Source organism: Nocardia sp. bgisy134 (genome assembly GCF_057708325.1).
On sequence record NZ_JBYIRW010000003.1, the window covers coordinates 472,209 to 488,127 of the forward strand.

Below are 15,919 nucleotides of genomic sequence, written 5' to 3' on the forward strand. Positions count from 1 at the left end.
CCCGACGGAGCTATTCGGTCGGGGCCGAGAGGAATTCGAGGAGGTCGGGGGCGAAGCGGGGGTGTTTGACAGTGCCCATGTGGGAGGCGCCGGGGTAGATGATCAGGCGGGAATCGGGGATGCCGTCGGCGGTGCGCCGGAAGGTTGCCGTGGAGTAGAACTCGTCGTGTTCGCCGCCGACGACGAGTGTCGGGGCGGTGATTTCGCTGAGGCGGGCCGAGAGGTCGAAGGCGTCCTCGGCGCGGACGAAGGCGAGGGTGTCGGACGGGTTCTTCGGGCGCGCGAGCGGATCGAACAGCCACATGACGCCTTTGGTGAGGTGAGCGGTGATGGAGGTCGGCGCGGGAATCATGTAGTGCAACGCCCTGCGGCCCTCGGCGGCGGCCTCGGCGTAGTTCAGCTGCGCGACGCGCGCCTTCTCCTCCAGACGAAAGCCCGAGGCCCCCACGACCAGCTTCCGGACGACATCGGGATGGTCGGCGGCCAATTGCAATGCCAGCGATCCGCCGGAGGAAATACCGAGAATGTCCACGGGCGTATCGAATTCGGCGCGCAGTGCGTCGGCGTGCTGGGCCGCGATATCGGCCATCGTGGTGCCTTCGCTCATGCCGGGCGCCCTGTTCACCGCGTACACCCGCGCCTGCCTCGCCAGCGGCATGAGCGTCTTGATCTCGGACTCGCGCATCCACCCCGTCGGATTGGCATGGTCGGGGGTGAACCAGCGCAGGAACACCAGCGGACGGCCGGAACCCAAAGCGATATAGGGCATTCCGTGCTCCAACGCACCCTCGACGATATCGAGATCGATGTGTGCGGACTTGCTCATGCTTCCCTCCATTGGGCTGCGACGGCTCGATGCGGCGACGGCTCGACATGTCGACCGTATCGGTCCGCTCCGACAGAAGCGCGAACATCCAGCTCGCGTCGGCAGGGCCAGGCGTATCCGACGGGCGGTCGTCTCTCCGTTCAGGACGACCGCGGCATATCTCGGCGCGGTCGTCCGAAAAGCAGATACAGCTCGCGCAGCGCCCCTTCCGGATCGATCCACACGTGCGCACAGGACCGGCAGACCCAGTTCGGATCGTCGTCGGTGACGACGCAACCGCCGAGCCGGAGCAGCCCCACGGCCGCCAGGACGCGGGCATGGGGCGAGGGTAGGCCGTAGAGGATAGGGATTCCGTGACGTCCACACTCGGTGCATCGGTCGTTGCTCATCGGTAACCGCATCCTCTCCTCGGCGACTCCGGGTCGATAGTCGATGCATCGCGCGAACCGAATCCATCGTTGCGACACACCCTTACGACACGTGAACGGCGCCGTTCCTCGGAACGGCGCCGTTCACCAGTTACCGGCCTCGGCCCGCGATGACCCCGTTCGCGACCGAAGCGGGCGCCTCGGCGTAGGAATCCAGGACCATGGCGTAGTTCGCCCGGCCCTGCGTCCTCGACCGCAGATCACCGATGTAGCCGAACATCTCCGTCAACGGAGCCAGCGCCCGCACCACCCGCGCGCCGCCGCGCTGCGCCACGTCCTGGATCCGCCCGCGTCGCGCGTTCAGATCACCGATGACCTCGCCGAGGTATTCGTCCGGGGTGACGACCTCGACCGCCATGACCGGCTCGAGCAACGCGGGCCTCGCTCGCACCAGCGCCTCCCGCACCGCCTGTGCGGCGGCGACGCGGAACGCGTGCTCGGACGAATCCTGCACGTGCGCCGCACCATCGAGCAGCACCACGCGCACGCCGAACACCGGGTACCCGGCCAGCACGCCGTTGCGCAGCGCGTCCTGCGCACCGGCGTCCACCGCGGGCAGGTACTCCTTCGGCACCCGCCCGCCGCTCACCCGGCTCTCGAATTCGTAGCTCGCGCCGTCGTCGGCCGTGAACGGCTCCAACGCCAGCACCACCTTGGCGAACTGGCCGCGTCCGCCCACCTGTTTGCGGTGGGTGCACTCGAGCCGGTCCACCGCGGCGGTGACGGTTTCGCGGTAGGCGACTTGTGGCGCACCGATATTCGCCGCGACCCCGAACTCGCGCCGCATCCGGTCGAGCAGAATCTCCAGGTGCAGCTCGCCCATGCCGCCGATGACGGTCTGCCCGGTCTCGGCATCGACCCGCACCGCGAACGTCGGATCCTCCTCCGCCAAACGCTGAATCGCCTCGCTCAGCTTGTCCTGGTCAGCCCTGGTTCGCGGCTCGATCGAGACCTGAAGCACCGGATCGGGAAACGTCATCGACTCCAGCACGATCTGGTCGTGCGGGTCGCACAGGGTGTCGCCGGTCGCGGTGTCCTTCAGTCCGATCACCGCGCAGATGTGACCGGCCGACGCCGCCGCGATCGGGCGCTCGATGTTCGAGTGCATCTGGAAGAGCTTGCCGAGCCGCTCCTTTCCTCCGTTCGTCGAATTCAGCACGACGGCACCGGTTTCGGCGCGTCCCGAGTACACCCGCAGATAGGTGAGCTTGCCGAAGTACGGGTGCGCCGCGACCTTGAACGCCAGCGCCGCGAAGGGCGCGTCTTCGCTTGCCTCGCGGTGCACGACGGCAGCCTCGTCGCCGGGCAGGTGACCGTCGACGCCGCCGCCGTCCAGGGGCGAGGGCAGATAGTCGACGATCGCGTCCAGCATCGGCTGCACGCCCTTGTTCTTGAAGGCCGAACCGCACAGCACCGGATAGAGTTTCGAGCCGACCGTCGACCGCCGGATGGCGGCCTTGATCTCCGCGGCCGTCGGTGAACCGGCGAGATACCGCTCGAGCAGTTCCTCGTCGGTGTCGGCGAGGGCTTCGAGCATTGTCTCGCGGGCGCTTTCGGCTCGCTCGCGCAGCTCGGCCGGGATGTCGGTGACGGTGTAGCGCGCACCGAGATCCGTATCGTCCTGCCACACGATCGCTTGCCACTCGACCAGGTCGACGACGCCCGCGAAGGCGTCCTCCGCGCCGATAGGCAGCTGAACGACGAGCGGCCGCGCACCGAGACGCTCCGCGATGGTCCGCACGGTGAATGCGAAATCCGCACCGAGCTTGTCCATCTTGTTGACGAAGCAGATCCGCGGCACGTCGTACTTGTCGGCCTGACGCCACACCTGCTCGGACTGCGGCTCGACGCCCTCGTTGGCATCGAACACCGCAACGGCGCCGTCGAGCACGCGCAGCGAACGCTCCACCTCGACCGTGAAGTCGACGTGGCCGGGCGTGTCGATGATGTTGATCTGGTGCTGTCGCCAGAAACAGGTCGTCGCCGCCGCGGCGATCGTGATGCCGTGCTCGCGCTCCTGCACCATGCGGTCCATCGCCGCGTTGCCGTCGTGCACCTCGCCGATCTTGCGAGTCACGCCGGTGTAGAACAGGATTCGCTCGGTGGTCGTCGTCTTGCCCGCATCGATGTGCGCCATGATGCCGATATTGCGTACCCGGCCGAGATCGGTCTGTATCCCACGCGTCATGGGAATCCCCCAGTCCATCAACTAGTTTCGTCGAAAGTTCGACGCTCGCCTAGTTGTTGCGCTCCGGTGACGGCACGAGCATCGTGTCGCGCGGCGCCGCCCGGCGCCCAAGACACGCCGCCGACCTACCCCCGCGCTCGCGGACCCGAAGTAACCATGCCCCTTGTCTACCGCCCCACCCACCCCACCGTCCATCGAATTACCCCCGAAACGCCGAACGGCGCCGCTCCTTGCGGAGCGGCGCCGTTGGGAGATCGGTGATTCAGGGAATCACTTGATGATCTTGGTGACGCGGCCGGCGCCGACGGTGCGGCCACCCTCGCGGATCGCGAAGCGCAGGCCCTCTTCCATGGCGACCGGCTGGATGAGCTTGACGCTCATCTCGGTGTTGTCGCCCGGCATGACCATCTCGGTGCCCTCGGGGAGGGTCACGACGCCGGTCACGTCGGTGGTACGGAAGTAGAACTGCGGGCGGTAGTTGTTGAAGAACGGGGTGTGGCGGCCACCCTCGTCCTTCGACAGGATGTACGCCTGGCCCTCGAAATCGGTGTGCGGGGTGGTGGTGCCCGGCTTCACGATGACCTGGCCGCGCTCGACATCCTCGCGCTTGATACCACGAACCAGCAGACCGACGTTGTCGCCCGCCTGGCCCTGGTCGAGCAGCTTGCGGAACATCTCGATACCGGTGACCGTGGTCTTGGTCTTCTCCGGACGGATGCCGACGATCTCGACTTCCTCGTTCACGTTGATCACGCCACGCTCGACGCGACCGGTGACGACGGTGCCACGACCGGTGATGGTGAACACGTCCTCGACCGGCATCAGGAACGGCTTGTCGGTCTCACGGACCGGCTCCGGGATCGACTCGTCGACCGCGTCCATAAGATCCTCGACGGCCTTGACCCACTTCGGGTCACCCTCGAGCGCCTTCAGGCCGGAGACACGCACGACCGGCGCGTCCTCGTCGAACTCCTGGGCGGCCAGCAGCTCGCGGACCTCCATCTCGACGAGCTCGAGGATCTCCTCGTCGTCGACCATGTCCGACTTGTTCAGCGCGACCAGGATGTAGGGCACGCCGACCTGACGGGCGAGCAGCACGTGCTCACGGGTCTGCGGCATCGGGCCGTCGGTGGCGGCGACCACCAGGATGGCGCCGTCCATCTGCGCCGCACCGGTGATCATGTTCTTGATGTAGTCGGCGTGACCCGGGGCGTCGACGTGCGCGTAGTGGCGCTTGTCCGTCTGGTACTCGACGTGGGAGATGTTGATCGTGATACCACGAGCCTTCTCCTCCGGCGCCTTGTCGATCTGGTCGAACGCGAACGCCGCGTTCAGATCCGGGAACTTGTCAGCCAGCACCTTGGTGATCGCCGCGGTCAGCGTGGTCTTGCCGTGGTCGACGTGACCGATGGTGCCGATGTTGACGTGCGGCTTCGTCCGCTCGAACTTCGCCTTCGCCACTGTGGTGTCCTCCTGGACTTGTTGGTGCGTGCAGTTGCAGCAGTGCGGGTTTTTACTTACAGGGTCGTGCTGACGCCCGGTTGACCGGGGCGCGGCTCACACCACGCCCCGATTCGATTACTCGCCGGTCGCCTTGGCGATGATCTCCTTCGACACGTTGGCCGGAACCTCCGCGTACGAATCGAACACCATGGAGTAGTTCGCCCGGCCCTGGGTCTTCGACCGCAGGTCACCGATGTAACCGAACATCTCCGAGAGCGGAACCAGCGCCTTGACGACACGGGCACCACTGCGTTCCTCCATGGCCTGGATCTGGCCACGGCGGGAGTTCAGGTCGCCGATCACGTCGCCCATGTAATCCTCGGGCGTGGTGACCTCGACAGCCATCATCGGCTCGAGGATCACCGGACCGGCCTTACGGGCCGCTTCCTTCAGAGCCTGCGCGCCGGCGATCTTGAATGCCATTTCCGACGAGTCGACGTCGTGGTAGGCACCGTCGAGCAGGGTGACCTTCAGGTTGACCAGCGGGTAGCCAGCGAGCACACCGTACTGCATGGCGTCCTGGGCACCGGCGTCGACCGAAGGGATGTATTCCCTCGGCACGCGGCCACCGGTGACCTTGTTCTCGAACTCGTAGTGCGCACCGTCCTCGCCCACGAACGGCTCGAGGCCGATGATCACCTTCGCGAACTGGCCGGAACCACCGGTCTGCTTCTTGTGCGTGAACTCGAGCTTCTCGACCTTCTTGGTGATGGTCTCGCGGTAGGCCACCTGCGGCTTGCCGACGTTCGCCTCGACCTTGAACTCGCGCTTCATGCGGTCAACGAGGATGTCGAGGTGGAGCTCGCCCATGCCGCCGATGACGGTCTGGCCGGTCTCCTGGTCCAGCTTGACCGAGAAGGTCGGGTCCTCTTCCGAGAGACGCTGGATCGCGGTGCCCAGCTTCTCCTGGTCGGACTTGGTCTTCGGCTCGATGGAGACCTCGATGACCGGGTCCGGGAAGGTCATGGACTCCAGCACGATCTGGTTCTGCGGATCGCACAGGGTGTCACCGGTGGTGGTGTCCTTGAGGCCGATGACCGCGTAGATGTGGCCGGCGGAGGCCGCACCGACCGGGTTCTCCTTGTTGGAGTGCATCTGGAACAGCTTGCCCAGACGCTCCTTCTTGCCCTTGGTCGAGTTGATGACCTGGGCGCCGGAGTCGACCTTGCCGGAGTACACGCGGACGTAGGTCAGCTTGCCGAAGAAGGGGTGCACCGCGATCTTGAACGCCAGCGCCGCGAACGGCTCGTCGGCGCTCGGCTTGCGGGTCAGCAGCTCCTCTTCCTTGCCGGGCACGTGGCCGGTGGTGGCCTCCACGTCCAGCGGCGAGGGCAGGTAGTCGATGACCGCATCGAGCATGGGCTGCACGCCCTTGTTCTTGAACGCGGAACCACAGAGCACCGGGTAGAGCTCGGAGTTCACCGTCATCTTGCGGATGGCGCCCTTGATCTCCTCGATCGTGAGCTCCTCGCCGCCGAAGAACTTCTCCAGCAGCGCCTCGTCCGACTCGGCGACGGTCTCGAGCAGCTCCTGGCGGTACTGCTCGGCCTGCTCCTTCAGGTCGTCCGGGATCTCGGTGACCTCGTACTGCTCGCCGAGCTTGGTCTCACCGCGCCACACTTTGGCGTTGTTCTCGACCAGGTCGACGATGCCCTCGAAGGTGTCCTCCGCGCCGATCGGCAGCTGGATGACCAGGGGCTTGGCGCCGAGGCGCTCCTTGATGGTGCGCACGGTGAAGTAGAAGTCCGCACCGAGCTTGTCCATCTTGTTGACGAAGCAGATCCGCGGCACGTCGTACTTGTCGGCCTGACGCCACACCTGCTCGGACTGCGGCTCGACGCCCTCTTTACCGTCGAACACCGCGACGGCGCCGTCGAGCACGCGCAGCGAACGCTCCACCTCGACGGTGAAGTCGACGTGCCCGGGGGTGTCGATGATGTTGATCTGGTTGTCGTTCCAGAAGCACGTGGTAGCCGCGGAGGTGATGGTGATACCACGCTCCTGCTCCTGCTCCATCCAGTCCATGGTGGCCGCGCCGTCGTGGACCTCACCGATCTTGTAGGTGATACCGGTGTAGAAGAGGATGCGTTCGGTAGTGGTGGTCTTACCGGCATCGATGTGGGCCATGATGCCGATGTTTCGGACCTTGTTCAGGTCGGTGAGCACGTCCTGTGCCACGGAAATCTTCCCCGCTCGTAGCTAGTTGGGATCTTCGGGTTCCAGACCCTGTCGGGTCTCACTATGTCAACGCCGGAAGGGGCACCGAAGTGCCACCCTCGCGACTGTGAGCCTTCCGGCGCCGACACGAGCGACGGGCCGGCCGACAATCACCAGCGGTAGTGCGCGAACGCCCGGTTCGACTCGGCCATCTTGTGGGTGTCCTCGCGACGCTTCACCGAAGCGCCCAGACCATTGCTGGCGTCCAGCAGCTCGTTGGCCAGACGCTCGACCATGGTCTTCTCACGACGCGCGCGGGCGAAGTTGACCAGCCAGCGCAGCGCAAGGGTGTTGGCACGGCCGGGACGAACCTCGACCGGAACCTGGTAGGTGGCGCCACCGACGCGGCGGGGCTTCACCTCGAGCGACGGCTTGACGTTGTCGAGGGCGCGCTTGAGGGTGACGACCGGGTCGGTGCCGGTCTTGTCGCGCGCCTGCTCGAGCGCGCCGTACACGATGCGCTCTGCGGTCGACTTCTTGCCGTCCAGCAGGATCTTGTTGACCAGCTGGGTGACCAGCGGCGACCCGTAGACCGGGTCGTTGATCAACGGACGCTTGGGAGCGGGGCCCTTGCGCGGCATATCAGCTCTTCTCCTTCTTGGCGCCGTAGCGGCTGCGGGCCTGCTTGCGGTTCTTCACACCCTGGGTGTCCAGCGAGCCACGGATGATCTTGTAGCGGACACCGGGGAGGTCCTTCACACGACCGCCACGGACGAGCACCATCGAGTGCTCCTGGAGGTTGTGGCCCTCGCCGGGGATGTAAGCCGTGACCTCGACCGCGCTGGTCAGGCGAACACGCGCGACCTTACGCAGCGCGGAGTTCGGCTTCTTCGGGGTCGTGGTGTACACGCGGGTGCACACGCCACGACGCTGCGGGCTCCCCTTGAGGGCCGCGGTCTTGGTCTTGGCGACCTTGTCACGGCGACCCTTGCGGACCAGCTGGTTGATGGTTGGCATAGACCGGCTTTCCTTGTTGTCTAACGCGGTTGTCTGGACTTCGTGTCTGTGTTCAATTGGCGGGGCGTGCACGTCGGCCCCTACGCGGTCACGCAGGCCTTCGGCCTCCGGTTCCGACGCTCGCACCGCCGTTCATCGAGCATTCACTCGCACGTCCAACCACGTTTCTCGCGTCCCGAGGTCGGGCGTGTCGCGCGCGGGAAAGAACCCATATTCCGGGCATGCCGGGAAGGTCGGCCGCTCTCGCTGGCCTACGTCCTACGCACGAACTTGCCCGCATGCTTCCGGGCACAGCGATCCACGATACTCGTGAGATTCGTGCAGGGTCAAAGTGGGGTCGGTATGGATACCGTTTTACCTGGCCAGATTCAAAGTCAGCTCCAGCAAAGCCTTGGCCGCCGCGCACGGATCCGGATGTGCGGAACCGGGTCGGTAGTTGATCCACCAACCCACCACGCCGCTGTCGGCCGCGCTCGCGCTGACACCGCACGAGTGCGGGTCGTTGGGCCGCCTCGTCTGCAACGCGCGACTGCTCTGCACCATCACGCTCTCCGAGAGATACCCCAGCTTGTCGTTGGTGATCTTCTCGTTGTTCAGCGTGCCGAGCTCGTACCAGTTGAGCGTCACCATGGCCATTCCGCCCGGTGCGTCGTGAATGTCCCACATGCACACTGCGCCGAGGAAGGAGCCTTCGACGATCTGAGCCTTGCCGACGATCTCACCGATCTTGGCGGCGTCGACGACCTCGCACTCGCGCAGCAGTTTGTCGAAATTGGTGTTCGCGGGCTCGCTCGCGCCGACCGGCTCGGGCACGCCGGGGATCGTCTGCCCGCAGCCCGCCGCGGCGACGACCGTCATGGCCAGCGCCGCGGTCACGCCCGCGACGCGGCGGCGCCACCCGGCCATCATCCCAACCTCTGCAGGGTCAGGCCGGCCAGTTGCCGCATCCGGTCGCAGGGGTTGCCGCTCACCTCGGAGAAACTTCCGACGAATGTCGACCACTCGAAGAAATCGTCGTCCAGTTGCACGGCGAGGTCACACACGCGCCCGCTCGGATCCAACGCCTGGAAGCCACGCCTGCCGCCCACTTCGATCACCTCCGGTCCACGCCCCTGCAGCGAAACCCACGCCCGCTCGCGGTCGATGGGACTGCCGCGGTACGACGCGAACGTCACGCTCGGCGAACTGGCCCCGGCGGACTGCCAATTGCAGCCGACCGAGTTACGGAACACTTGCGAGATCCGGCCGAGCCCCCCGAGGTCACGCACCTCGTCGTCGGTGACGTGACCGCACTCGCCGACGAACGGGCCGAGGGCCGCGACCTTGGGCGGCGGGCGCAGCGGCGCGTTGTCCGAATCCCCTCCGTCACCGGCCCCGCACGCGGACAGAAGCATCGAAGCGATCGCCACCGCCGAAACGCGAACCTTCCAGGAAGGGATCACGACACCTCTTTCGACAGCGAAACCCGGAAAACCACCGGCGCCCGGGTGCCCGCGCGATGGCGATCCAGCCGGACCACGCTTCGTGAACACACCATGCTGACGACTCTACCGAGGGGCCGTCGCGAAGGCATGGCCCCGAGGGACCGGCGGCGCATCGTTGCCGCCGACCGCCGTACCCGGGTATGCTCGCGGTCGTCGAAATGCGTCGAATCAGAACGCTTTTCGGCACTACTGATCATGCCGGGGGGCATCCGACGAAGACAGGCCGGTCGCGTGGCCGTCCACTGCCACAGCCGAAAGGCGTCTTCTGCCGAATGAAATCCGCCCGGGAGGGTCGGAGAGACAAGCCGGGTCACGCAGCCGCGAGACCCGGTGCGAACACACATCAACGGGGGGTTCTCACATGAAGTTCATTGCGTACTCGGCGCTCGCACTGCTGACGACGGGCGCTGTCGTCGCCGGGTCGACCGGAACGGCGGCGGCGGTCGGTGGAATTCGTGGCATCTACGACGACGCGAGCACCTGCGTGCGGGAGGGACGGCAGAAGGGATACACCGATTCCCACGGTGATCGCTTCTTCTGCAAGCAGCTTCCGGACGGCAGGTGGGCGCTTCTGTTCCCTGCCGAGCCCTGATCCTCTCGGCTCGCAGGGGCCCTCGGTGCGACTGAGCTCCTCGTGAGCACAGCCCACCAGAGCTCGGCGTGAACACAGCGTGGCCGCGTCCGGCACCAACAGTGCCGACGCGGCCACGAAGTTCGAACGAATTCACCGGCCGTTCGCCGGTCTCGACCGCGCCGTTCGTGTCGCTAGACCTAGAGATTCCCCCGCGCCGCCTGTTCGCGCTCGATCGCCTGGAACAGCGCCTTGAAGTTGCCCTTGCCGAAGCCGAGGGAGCCGTGCCGTTCGATGATTTCGAAGAAGACGGTGGGGCGGTCGGTCAGCGGCCTGGTGAAGATCTGGAGCAAGTAGCCGTCCTCGTCGCGGTCGACGAGGATGCCCCGGCGCTGCAGCTCGGCCACCGGCACCCGCACCCGGCCGATGCGCGCGCGCAACTCCGGGTCCTCGTAGTAGGTGTCGGGGGTTTCCAGGAATTCCACGCCCTCACGGCGCAGGTTGTCGACGCAGGTGAGGATGTCGCTGGTGGCCAGCGCGATGTGCTGGACGCCCGGCCCGCGATAGAAGTCCAGGTACTCGTCGATCTGGGAGCGCTTCTTGCCGACGGCCGGCTCGTTCAGCGGGAACTTCACCCGGTGGTTGCCGTTGGCCACCACCTTGCTCATCAACGCCGAGTACTCGGTGGCGATGTCGTCGCCGACGAATTCGGCCATGTTCGTGAAACCCATGACGCGGCGGTAGAACTCGACCCAGTGGTCCATCATGCCGAGCTCCACGTTGCCGACCACGTGGTCGATGGCCTGGAACAGCCGGGTCGGCGCGCCCGGGCGCGGCTGGTAGCCGGAGCGGCGAGCCACATAACCCGGCCGATACGGACCGTAATAGTTGGAACGGTCGATGAGGGTGTGCCTGGTCTCGCCGTAGGCGGCCAGCGCCGCGGTGCGGATCGTGCCGCAGTCGTCGGTCTCGTCGTGCGGCTCGACCAGGACGGTGGCGCCGTGGGTGCGCGCCCACTCGATGCAGCGGTCCACGTCGGGCACCTCGAGCGCGATGTCGACCACGCCGTCGCCGTGCCGATCGTGGTGGCCGATCAACGGGCTGTCCGGATGCACCGCGCCGGTGACGACGAAGCGGGCGGCGCCACTGCGCAGCACATACGCCTTGTGGTCGCGGTTGCCGGTCTCCGGGCCGCAGTACGCCTCCAGCCGCATCCCGAACGCGGATTGCAGGAAGTGCGCGGTCTGCGTCGCGTTGCCGACTACCCAGACCAGGGCGTCCCAGCCGATCACAGGAAAGGGGTCGATGCTGTCGTCGTGGTCGACCAGTCCGACGAGCCCGCGCAGCTCGCCGTCGGTCGGCAGGTGCTCGATGGTCATGAATCAAGCAAATATCCGCCGCCGACCGGTAGGCAACTGCCCTGATTTTCGGTAGACACAGTGGCGGATTCGGCTAGCGCATCCCGCGGAATGCTGGACAATTTGAATAGTACGAATCGAACGGTCATGCTGCCACGTTCGCGCCCCCACAGGAGGTCGCCATGTCACGCACCCCGGCGAAGCTGGACGAACTCGACCTCGCCATCCTGACCGCGATGCACGAGCACCAGAAGGCGGGAATCCTCGAGCTCTCCCGGCGCACCCGGGTGGCGCGAGCCACCGTGCAGTCGCGCATCGGGCGCATGGAGGAAGCCGGTGTGATCGCCTCCTACGATCCGCAGATCGACGTCACCGCAGCGGGTTTCGACGTCCAGGCCTTCGTCACACTGGAGATCGCGCAAGGCGCGCTGGACACGGTGGCCGCCGAGCTGGCGGCCATCCCCGGCGTGCTGGAGGCGTACGCGACGACCGGTTCGGGCGACGTGCTGTGCCGTATCGGCGCCGACTCGCACGCCGGGCTGCAATCGGTACTGCTCAGCATCGACCGGACCGGTTCGGTAGATCGTTCGCACAGCGTCATCGTGCTGTCCACGGTGGTGCCGCGGCGCACGCTGCCGCTGCTGCGCACGCTGACGCCGACCGGAAGCAGCAAGGCCCCCGCGTACCGGGAATCCCACGAACGCTGAAGCGCCCGTTTCACGGCCGCAGATCTGCGCCTACCTCAAGAATCTCCACGCTCGGCCGCTTGTCGCCCTCCAGGAAGGCAAGCAGCGCAAGGGCTTCGGCCTCCACCTCGGCTCGCTCGGCGGCCGACCACGCGCGGCTCGGGCTGACCCGCAGCCGCGCGACGCCGGACTGCGGAAAGATCTTGTACAACCCCGCGACGAAGCCGTCGAGCAGCACCGGAGACACCGCCGTCGCGAAAGCGCGCAGCGTCGGGGTCGCACCATCCGGGACGATCCGGCTTCGATCCTGGTGCGAGAGAACGGCGTTGTCGTACCAGCCGAGCAGCCGGACCGGTGCGGGCAGCTCCGGGTCGGCCAATTCGGCGTCGGCGAGGTCGTAGAGGGTGCGGCCACGCTCGTCGGTGTGGGTGCGCAGCCGCTCGCCCAGCGCGTCGACGGCCTTCTTCAGCCCGGTCAGCTTGGACCATGCCTGCATGTCCATGGTCGTCGCGGGGCCGAACGCGCGCAGATACCGGACGAGCAACTCCGCGAGCGGGTAGCTCGGATCGAGCGGCGCACCCAGCCACGGCTGGACCCGCGACCACACCGGACGGCTGTTGTCCTTCCACTTCCCGCGCGGCGGCGTCTGCAGGACCGGCAGCTGATACAGCCAGGTCTGCACCACCGCGCCGGGATCCCGGTCCGGCCACAGCGCCGCGGCGCGGGCGCGCAGTTCCGCGGCGGGCATCGGCTCGTCACCGAGCGTCTCCTCACCGCGGGCCCGCACCTCGTCCGGGTCGAGGCCGATCATCGCGCCGTAGTTGAAGCCCTTGCGGAACGGGACCTTCTCCAGCTCCGGCTGGATGTGCGGCGCGATGCCCAGCGCGTCCGGCGGGGTGACCAGGTGAATGGTGCCGCGCATCAACGTGATCCGGACCAGCGAGCGGTCCTCCAGTCCCGCCGACACCACCTCCGGGTCGAAATCCGCCAGGCGGCTCCACAATCCGATGAACGGCGGCGGCACGTCCTGCGCCTGCAGGCCGACCAGGTGATCGCACATCTGCGGCACGGTCAGCGACGAACGCGCCAGCAGGTGCTGGCGCTGCAACAAGGTCCGGTTCAACACCCGGTGAGAAAGCGTCATGGGATGACAGCGACCGCCGCGCTCAGCGCAGGGTGACGACGACCTTTCCGGTTGCGGTGCGGTTGTCCAGCGAGGCGACGGCCTCGGCGGCCCGGTCCAGCGGGTAGAGCACCGGATGCGGCGGCGCGATCTCGCCGGAGGCCAGCAGCGGCTCCACCTCGGCCCACTGTTCGGCCAGGTAGCCCGGGTGGGTCATGACCCACTCGCCCCACGCCGCGCCCGCCACCTCGACGTTCTTGAGCAGCAGGCGGTTCACCTTCACCGTCGGGATCTCACCGGCGGTGAAGCCGACCACCAGCAGCCTGCCTGCCGAGGCCAGCGAGCGAATGCTGTCGGTGAAGCGGTCGCCGCCCACCGGGTCCAGCACGATGTCGACGCCGCGTCCGCCGGTCAGCTCCTTCACCGCGGCCAGCCAGCCGTCGGCGAGCACCACGTCGGTGGCGCCGTTGGCCTTGGCCACCTCGGCCTTCTCCGGCGTGCTCACCACGGCGATCACCCGGCCCGCGCCCAGCGCCGCCGCCATGCGCAGCGTCGAGGTGCCGATGCCGCCCGCGGCGCCGTGCACGAGCACCGTCTCGCCCTTGGCCAGCCTGCCGCGGTTGCGCAGGCAGAAGTGCACCGTCAGGTCGTTGAACAGGATGCCGGCGCCCGCCTCCAGCGAAATGTTGTCCGGCAGCTTGAACACCATCTGCGCGGGGGCCACCGCGACCTCGGCCATGGCGTTGCCGAGCAGCGTCAGCGCGACCACCCGGTCACCGGGCCGCACGTGCGCGTCGGCGGGCGCCTCGCGCACCACGCCCGCGACCTCGCCGCCCACCACGAACGGCAGCTCCGGTTTCATCTGGTACAGCCCGCGGGTCATCAGCACGTCGGGGAAGGCGACGCCCGCCGCGTGCACGTCGATGACCACGCCGCCCGGATACGACGCGGGCTCCGGAATCTCGACGATCTCGACCGCTTCCGGTCCCTCCAGCTTGCTGACCTGGGCTGCGCGCATGTGCCGACCTCTCTGTCCGTTCGACGACATCGGTCGTCATCGATGACACCGTGACCAACATAACGATTTTGCTATGCTGGCCGCGACTTTCAGGTCGGGGAGAAGGGGGTTTTCCATGGTCGACGGACCGCAGTCCGCGCCGCAGCTACAGGTGAATCCGCAAGCGCTGCAAACGTTCGCGAACAACCTCGGCGGCGAGGCAGGCCTGATTCGCGGGCTCAACATCGGCAACGGGTTCAATCCCGCCGTCTCGGCGCTGCAGGGCACGAGCTTCGGCAACTCGGCGGGCCGCGCCACCGACCTGACCAATCAGTGCCTGCACCGCATCGCCGACCGCCTCGACAAGGTCGCGCAGAGCACCCGCACCGCGGCGGGCGCCTACGAGGTCGCCGAGGAGGATTTCGCGACCCGCCTCCGCACGATCGCGCTGCCATGACACTCACGATCGGGAACGTCGCCGCCTGGGAGCCCGCCCAGGTCGGTACCGCGGGCGCGAACGCGCGCACACTCTCCGAAAAGCTCGACGCGGCGGTGCGCAAGGGCTCCGACGACACCGCCCGGCTCGGCACCGACAAGGTGTGGTCCGGCGCCGCCGCCGACGCCGCCAACGAGCGGATGGACACCGAGAAGATCCGCTCGGGTGCGGTGAGCGCGGCGCTGCTCGAGCTCGCCACCGCCTTCGAAGCCGAGGTCGGCAACCTGACCGAAGCCAAATCCAACGTCCTGCGCCTGCGCGATCAGGCCGCCAGCGCCGGTCCCGTCCCCGCCGAGGGCATGGGCCTCATCGCGGGCTTCACGGTGAACGACAACGGCACCGTCGACGCCACCGCGCGCACCGACGAACTGCTCCGCGACCTCACCGGCCAAGCCGCCGACGATCTGCGCCTTCGCATCCGCGCCGACGCCGCGACCTGGGAAACCCAGATCACCACGGCCCTGCAGACCGCCGAGTCCGTGGCCACCGAGGCGCAACGCAAGGTCGACACCGCCGTCACCAAGCTCCGATCGGCCCTCGACGGCCTCGCCGACACCGAACTCGTCCCCGCGCCTGCACCGACCACCCCGGCCGCCACCACCCCGCCCACCACGCAACGCCCGAGCAAGCCGCAGTATGTGATGTCGTCGGGTTCCGGCGGGAACGGCACACCGTCGGGCAGCACGAGTTCAGGCGGCCCGGTCGGGCCCATGCCGACCGGCGACAAAGCCCAGTGGATCCAGGAAGCGCTGAAGATTCTGCGTGAAATGGGCTACGACACCAGCGATCCCAATCTGGTCGCCGATATCTCGGAAATCATTCGACGGGAGTCGGGCGACAATCCACACGCATTCAACGGCTGGGATTCGAATGCGGCGGCGGGAATTCCGTCCAAGGGCGTGATGCAAACAATCGACCCGACTTTCAACTCCTACAAAGCTCCTGGTCACGACGATATCTGGAACCCGGTCGACAATATCGTGGCAGGAGTCCGATATGCGGTCGACCGCTACGGATCCGTGCACAACGTGCCAGGCCTGGTATCACTGCGCGCGGGTGGCGCATACCAGGGTTATTGAGTTCAT

At 67.0% G+C, this 15,919-nt stretch carries 16 protein-coding genes; 4 read left to right on the forward strand and 12 right to left on the reverse strand.

Features of this window, described 5'->3' with window-relative positions:
* Nucleotides 1–10: 10 nt before the first annotated feature.
* The 9 genes from AC3ERS_RS08605 to AC3ERS_RS08645 all read right to left on the reverse strand — a co-directional run bounded on the left by AC3ERS_RS08605 (nucleotide 11) and on the right by AC3ERS_RS08645 (nucleotide 9,513).
* Entirely contained in the window at nucleotides 11–826 is an 816-nt protein-coding gene (locus AC3ERS_RS08605) for an alpha/beta fold hydrolase (protein ID WP_431965261.1), read from the reverse strand.
* A 140-nt stretch (nucleotides 827–966) separates the two neighbouring features.
* Nucleotides 967–1,215 (reverse strand): hypothetical protein, encoded by a 249-nt coding sequence (locus tag AC3ERS_RS08610; RefSeq protein ID WP_431965262.1) that lies wholly within the window; start codon nucleotides 1,213–1,215, stop codon nucleotides 967–969.
* A gap of 130 nt (nucleotides 1,216–1,345) precedes the next feature.
* Nucleotides 1,346–3,442, reverse strand: a complete 2,097-nt coding sequence (fusA, locus tag AC3ERS_RS08615) for an elongation factor G (protein WP_431965264.1) — start codon at nucleotides 3,440–3,442, stop codon at nucleotides 1,346–1,348.
* Nucleotides 3,443–3,712: 270 nt separating this feature from the next.
* Nucleotides 3,713–4,903, reverse strand: a complete 1,191-nt coding sequence (tuf, locus tag AC3ERS_RS08620) for an elongation factor Tu (RefSeq protein WP_431965266.1) — start codon at nucleotides 4,901–4,903, stop codon at nucleotides 3,713–3,715.
* Between the two features lie 117 nt (nucleotides 4,904–5,020).
* Nucleotides 5,021–7,123, reverse strand: coding sequence for an elongation factor G (fusA, locus tag AC3ERS_RS08625; RefSeq protein WP_431965268.1), 2,103 nt, complete (start codon nucleotides 7,121–7,123; stop codon nucleotides 5,021–5,023).
* Nucleotides 7,124–7,272: 149 nt separating this feature from the next.
* Nucleotides 7,273–7,743: a 30S ribosomal protein S7 gene (rpsG, locus tag AC3ERS_RS08630; RefSeq protein WP_067838240.1), complete on the reverse strand. Its 471-nt coding sequence runs from the start codon at nucleotides 7,741–7,743 to the stop codon at nucleotides 7,273–7,275.
* A gap of 1 nt (nucleotide 7,744) precedes the next feature.
* Complete coding sequence (gene rpsL / locus AC3ERS_RS08635; protein WP_014353064.1) at nucleotides 7,745–8,119, reverse strand: 30S ribosomal protein S12; 375 nt, start codon at nucleotides 8,117–8,119, stop codon at nucleotides 7,745–7,747.
* Nucleotides 8,120–8,473: 354 nt separating this feature from the next.
* Entirely contained in the window at nucleotides 8,474–9,025 is a 552-nt protein-coding gene (locus tag AC3ERS_RS08640) for a DUF3558 domain-containing protein (RefSeq protein WP_431965270.1), read from the reverse strand.
* Entirely contained in the window at nucleotides 9,025–9,513 is a 489-nt protein-coding gene (locus AC3ERS_RS08645; RefSeq protein ID WP_431965272.1) for a DUF3558 domain-containing protein, read from the reverse strand. Before AC3ERS_RS08645 ends, AC3ERS_RS08640 begins: the two co-directional genes overlap by 1 nt.
* Before the next feature lie 451 nt (nucleotides 9,514–9,964).
* Between AC3ERS_RS08645 and AC3ERS_RS08650 the strand changes: the two genes are divergently transcribed.
* Nucleotides 9,965–10,195, forward strand: coding sequence for a hypothetical protein (locus tag AC3ERS_RS08650; RefSeq protein WP_431965274.1), 231 nt, complete (start codon nucleotides 9,965–9,967; stop codon nucleotides 10,193–10,195).
* A 179-nt stretch (nucleotides 10,196–10,374) separates the two neighbouring features.
* Here the strand turns inward: AC3ERS_RS08650 and hppD are convergent, their stop codons facing one another.
* Nucleotides 10,375–11,553 (reverse strand): 4-hydroxyphenylpyruvate dioxygenase, encoded by a 1,179-nt coding sequence (hppD, locus tag AC3ERS_RS08655; RefSeq protein ID WP_431965276.1) that lies wholly within the window; start codon nucleotides 11,551–11,553, stop codon nucleotides 10,375–10,377.
* A gap of 161 nt (nucleotides 11,554–11,714) precedes the next feature.
* Between hppD and AC3ERS_RS08660 the strand changes: the two genes are divergently transcribed.
* Entirely contained in the window at nucleotides 11,715–12,239 is a 525-nt protein-coding gene (locus tag AC3ERS_RS08660; RefSeq protein WP_431965278.1) for an Lrp/AsnC family transcriptional regulator, read from the forward strand.
* A 10-nt stretch (nucleotides 12,240–12,249) separates the two neighbouring features.
* Here the strand turns inward: AC3ERS_RS08660 and AC3ERS_RS08665 are convergent, their stop codons facing one another.
* Both AC3ERS_RS08665 and AC3ERS_RS08670 read right to left on the reverse strand, forming a co-directional pair.
* Nucleotides 12,250–13,362, reverse strand: coding sequence for a winged helix DNA-binding domain-containing protein (locus tag AC3ERS_RS08665; RefSeq protein WP_431965280.1), 1,113 nt, complete (start codon nucleotides 13,360–13,362; stop codon nucleotides 12,250–12,252).
* A gap of 22 nt (nucleotides 13,363–13,384) precedes the next feature.
* Entirely contained in the window at nucleotides 13,385–14,359 is a 975-nt protein-coding gene (locus AC3ERS_RS08670) for an NADPH:quinone oxidoreductase family protein (protein WP_431965282.1), read from the reverse strand.
* A gap of 115 nt (nucleotides 14,360–14,474) precedes the next feature.
* Here AC3ERS_RS08670 and AC3ERS_RS08675 point away from each other — a divergent pair, with 115 nt between their 5' ends.
* Complete coding sequence (locus AC3ERS_RS08675) at nucleotides 14,475–14,795, forward strand: WXG100 family type VII secretion target (RefSeq protein WP_431965284.1); 321 nt, start codon at nucleotides 14,475–14,477, stop codon at nucleotides 14,793–14,795.
* Nucleotides 14,792–15,913 (forward strand): transglycosylase SLT domain-containing protein, encoded by a 1,122-nt coding sequence (locus AC3ERS_RS08680; protein WP_431965286.1) that lies wholly within the window; start codon nucleotides 14,792–14,794, stop codon nucleotides 15,911–15,913. The genes AC3ERS_RS08675 and AC3ERS_RS08680 overlap by 4 nt, the downstream gene beginning before the upstream one ends.
* The last annotated feature ends 6 nt before the right edge of the window (nucleotides 15,914–15,919 follow it).

Bases quoted from the DNA above. Each gene is read 5' to 3' on its own strand.
- AC3ERS_RS08640 (WP_431965270.1), bottom strand. From the start codon at position 9,025: ATGGCCGGGTGGCGCCGCCGCGTCGCGGGCGTGACCGCGGCGCTGGCC.
- AC3ERS_RS08660 (WP_431965278.1), top strand. From the start codon at position 11,715: ATGTCACGCACCCCGGCGAAGCTGGACGAACTCGACCTCGCCATCCTG.
- rpsL (WP_014353064.1), bottom strand. From the start codon at position 8,119: ATGCCAACCATCAACCAGCTGGTCCGCAAGGGTCGCCGTGACAAGGTC.
- rpsG (WP_067838240.1), bottom strand. From the start codon at position 7,743: ATGCCGCGCAAGGGCCCCGCTCCCAAGCGTCCGTTGATCAACGACCCG.
- fusA (WP_431965264.1), bottom strand. From the start codon at position 3,442: ATGACGCGTGGGATACAGACCGATCTCGGCCGGGTACGCAATATCGGC.
- hppD (WP_431965276.1), bottom strand. From the start codon at position 11,553: ATGACCATCGAGCACCTGCCGACCGACGGCGAGCTGCGCGGGCTCGTC.
- AC3ERS_RS08670 (WP_431965282.1), bottom strand. From the start codon at position 14,359: ATGCGCGCAGCCCAGGTCAGCAAGCTGGAGGGACCGGAAGCGGTCGAG.
- AC3ERS_RS08610 (WP_431965262.1), bottom strand. From the start codon at position 1,215: ATGAGCAACGACCGATGCACCGAGTGTGGACGTCACGGAATCCCTATC.
- AC3ERS_RS08605 (WP_431965261.1), bottom strand. From the start codon at position 826: ATGAGCAAGTCCGCACACATCGATCTCGATATCGTCGAGGGTGCGTTG.
- AC3ERS_RS08665 (WP_431965280.1), bottom strand. From the start codon at position 13,362: ATGACGCTTTCTCACCGGGTGTTGAACCGGACCTTGTTGCAGCGCCAG.
- AC3ERS_RS08645 (WP_431965272.1), bottom strand. From the start codon at position 9,513: ATGCTTCTGTCCGCGTGCGGGGCCGGTGACGGAGGGGATTCGGACAAC.
- AC3ERS_RS08680 (WP_431965286.1), top strand. From the start codon at position 14,792: ATGACACTCACGATCGGGAACGTCGCCGCCTGGGAGCCCGCCCAGGTC.
- AC3ERS_RS08675 (WP_431965284.1), top strand. From the start codon at position 14,475: ATGGTCGACGGACCGCAGTCCGCGCCGCAGCTACAGGTGAATCCGCAA.
- AC3ERS_RS08650 (WP_431965274.1), top strand. From the start codon at position 9,965: ATGAAGTTCATTGCGTACTCGGCGCTCGCACTGCTGACGACGGGCGCT.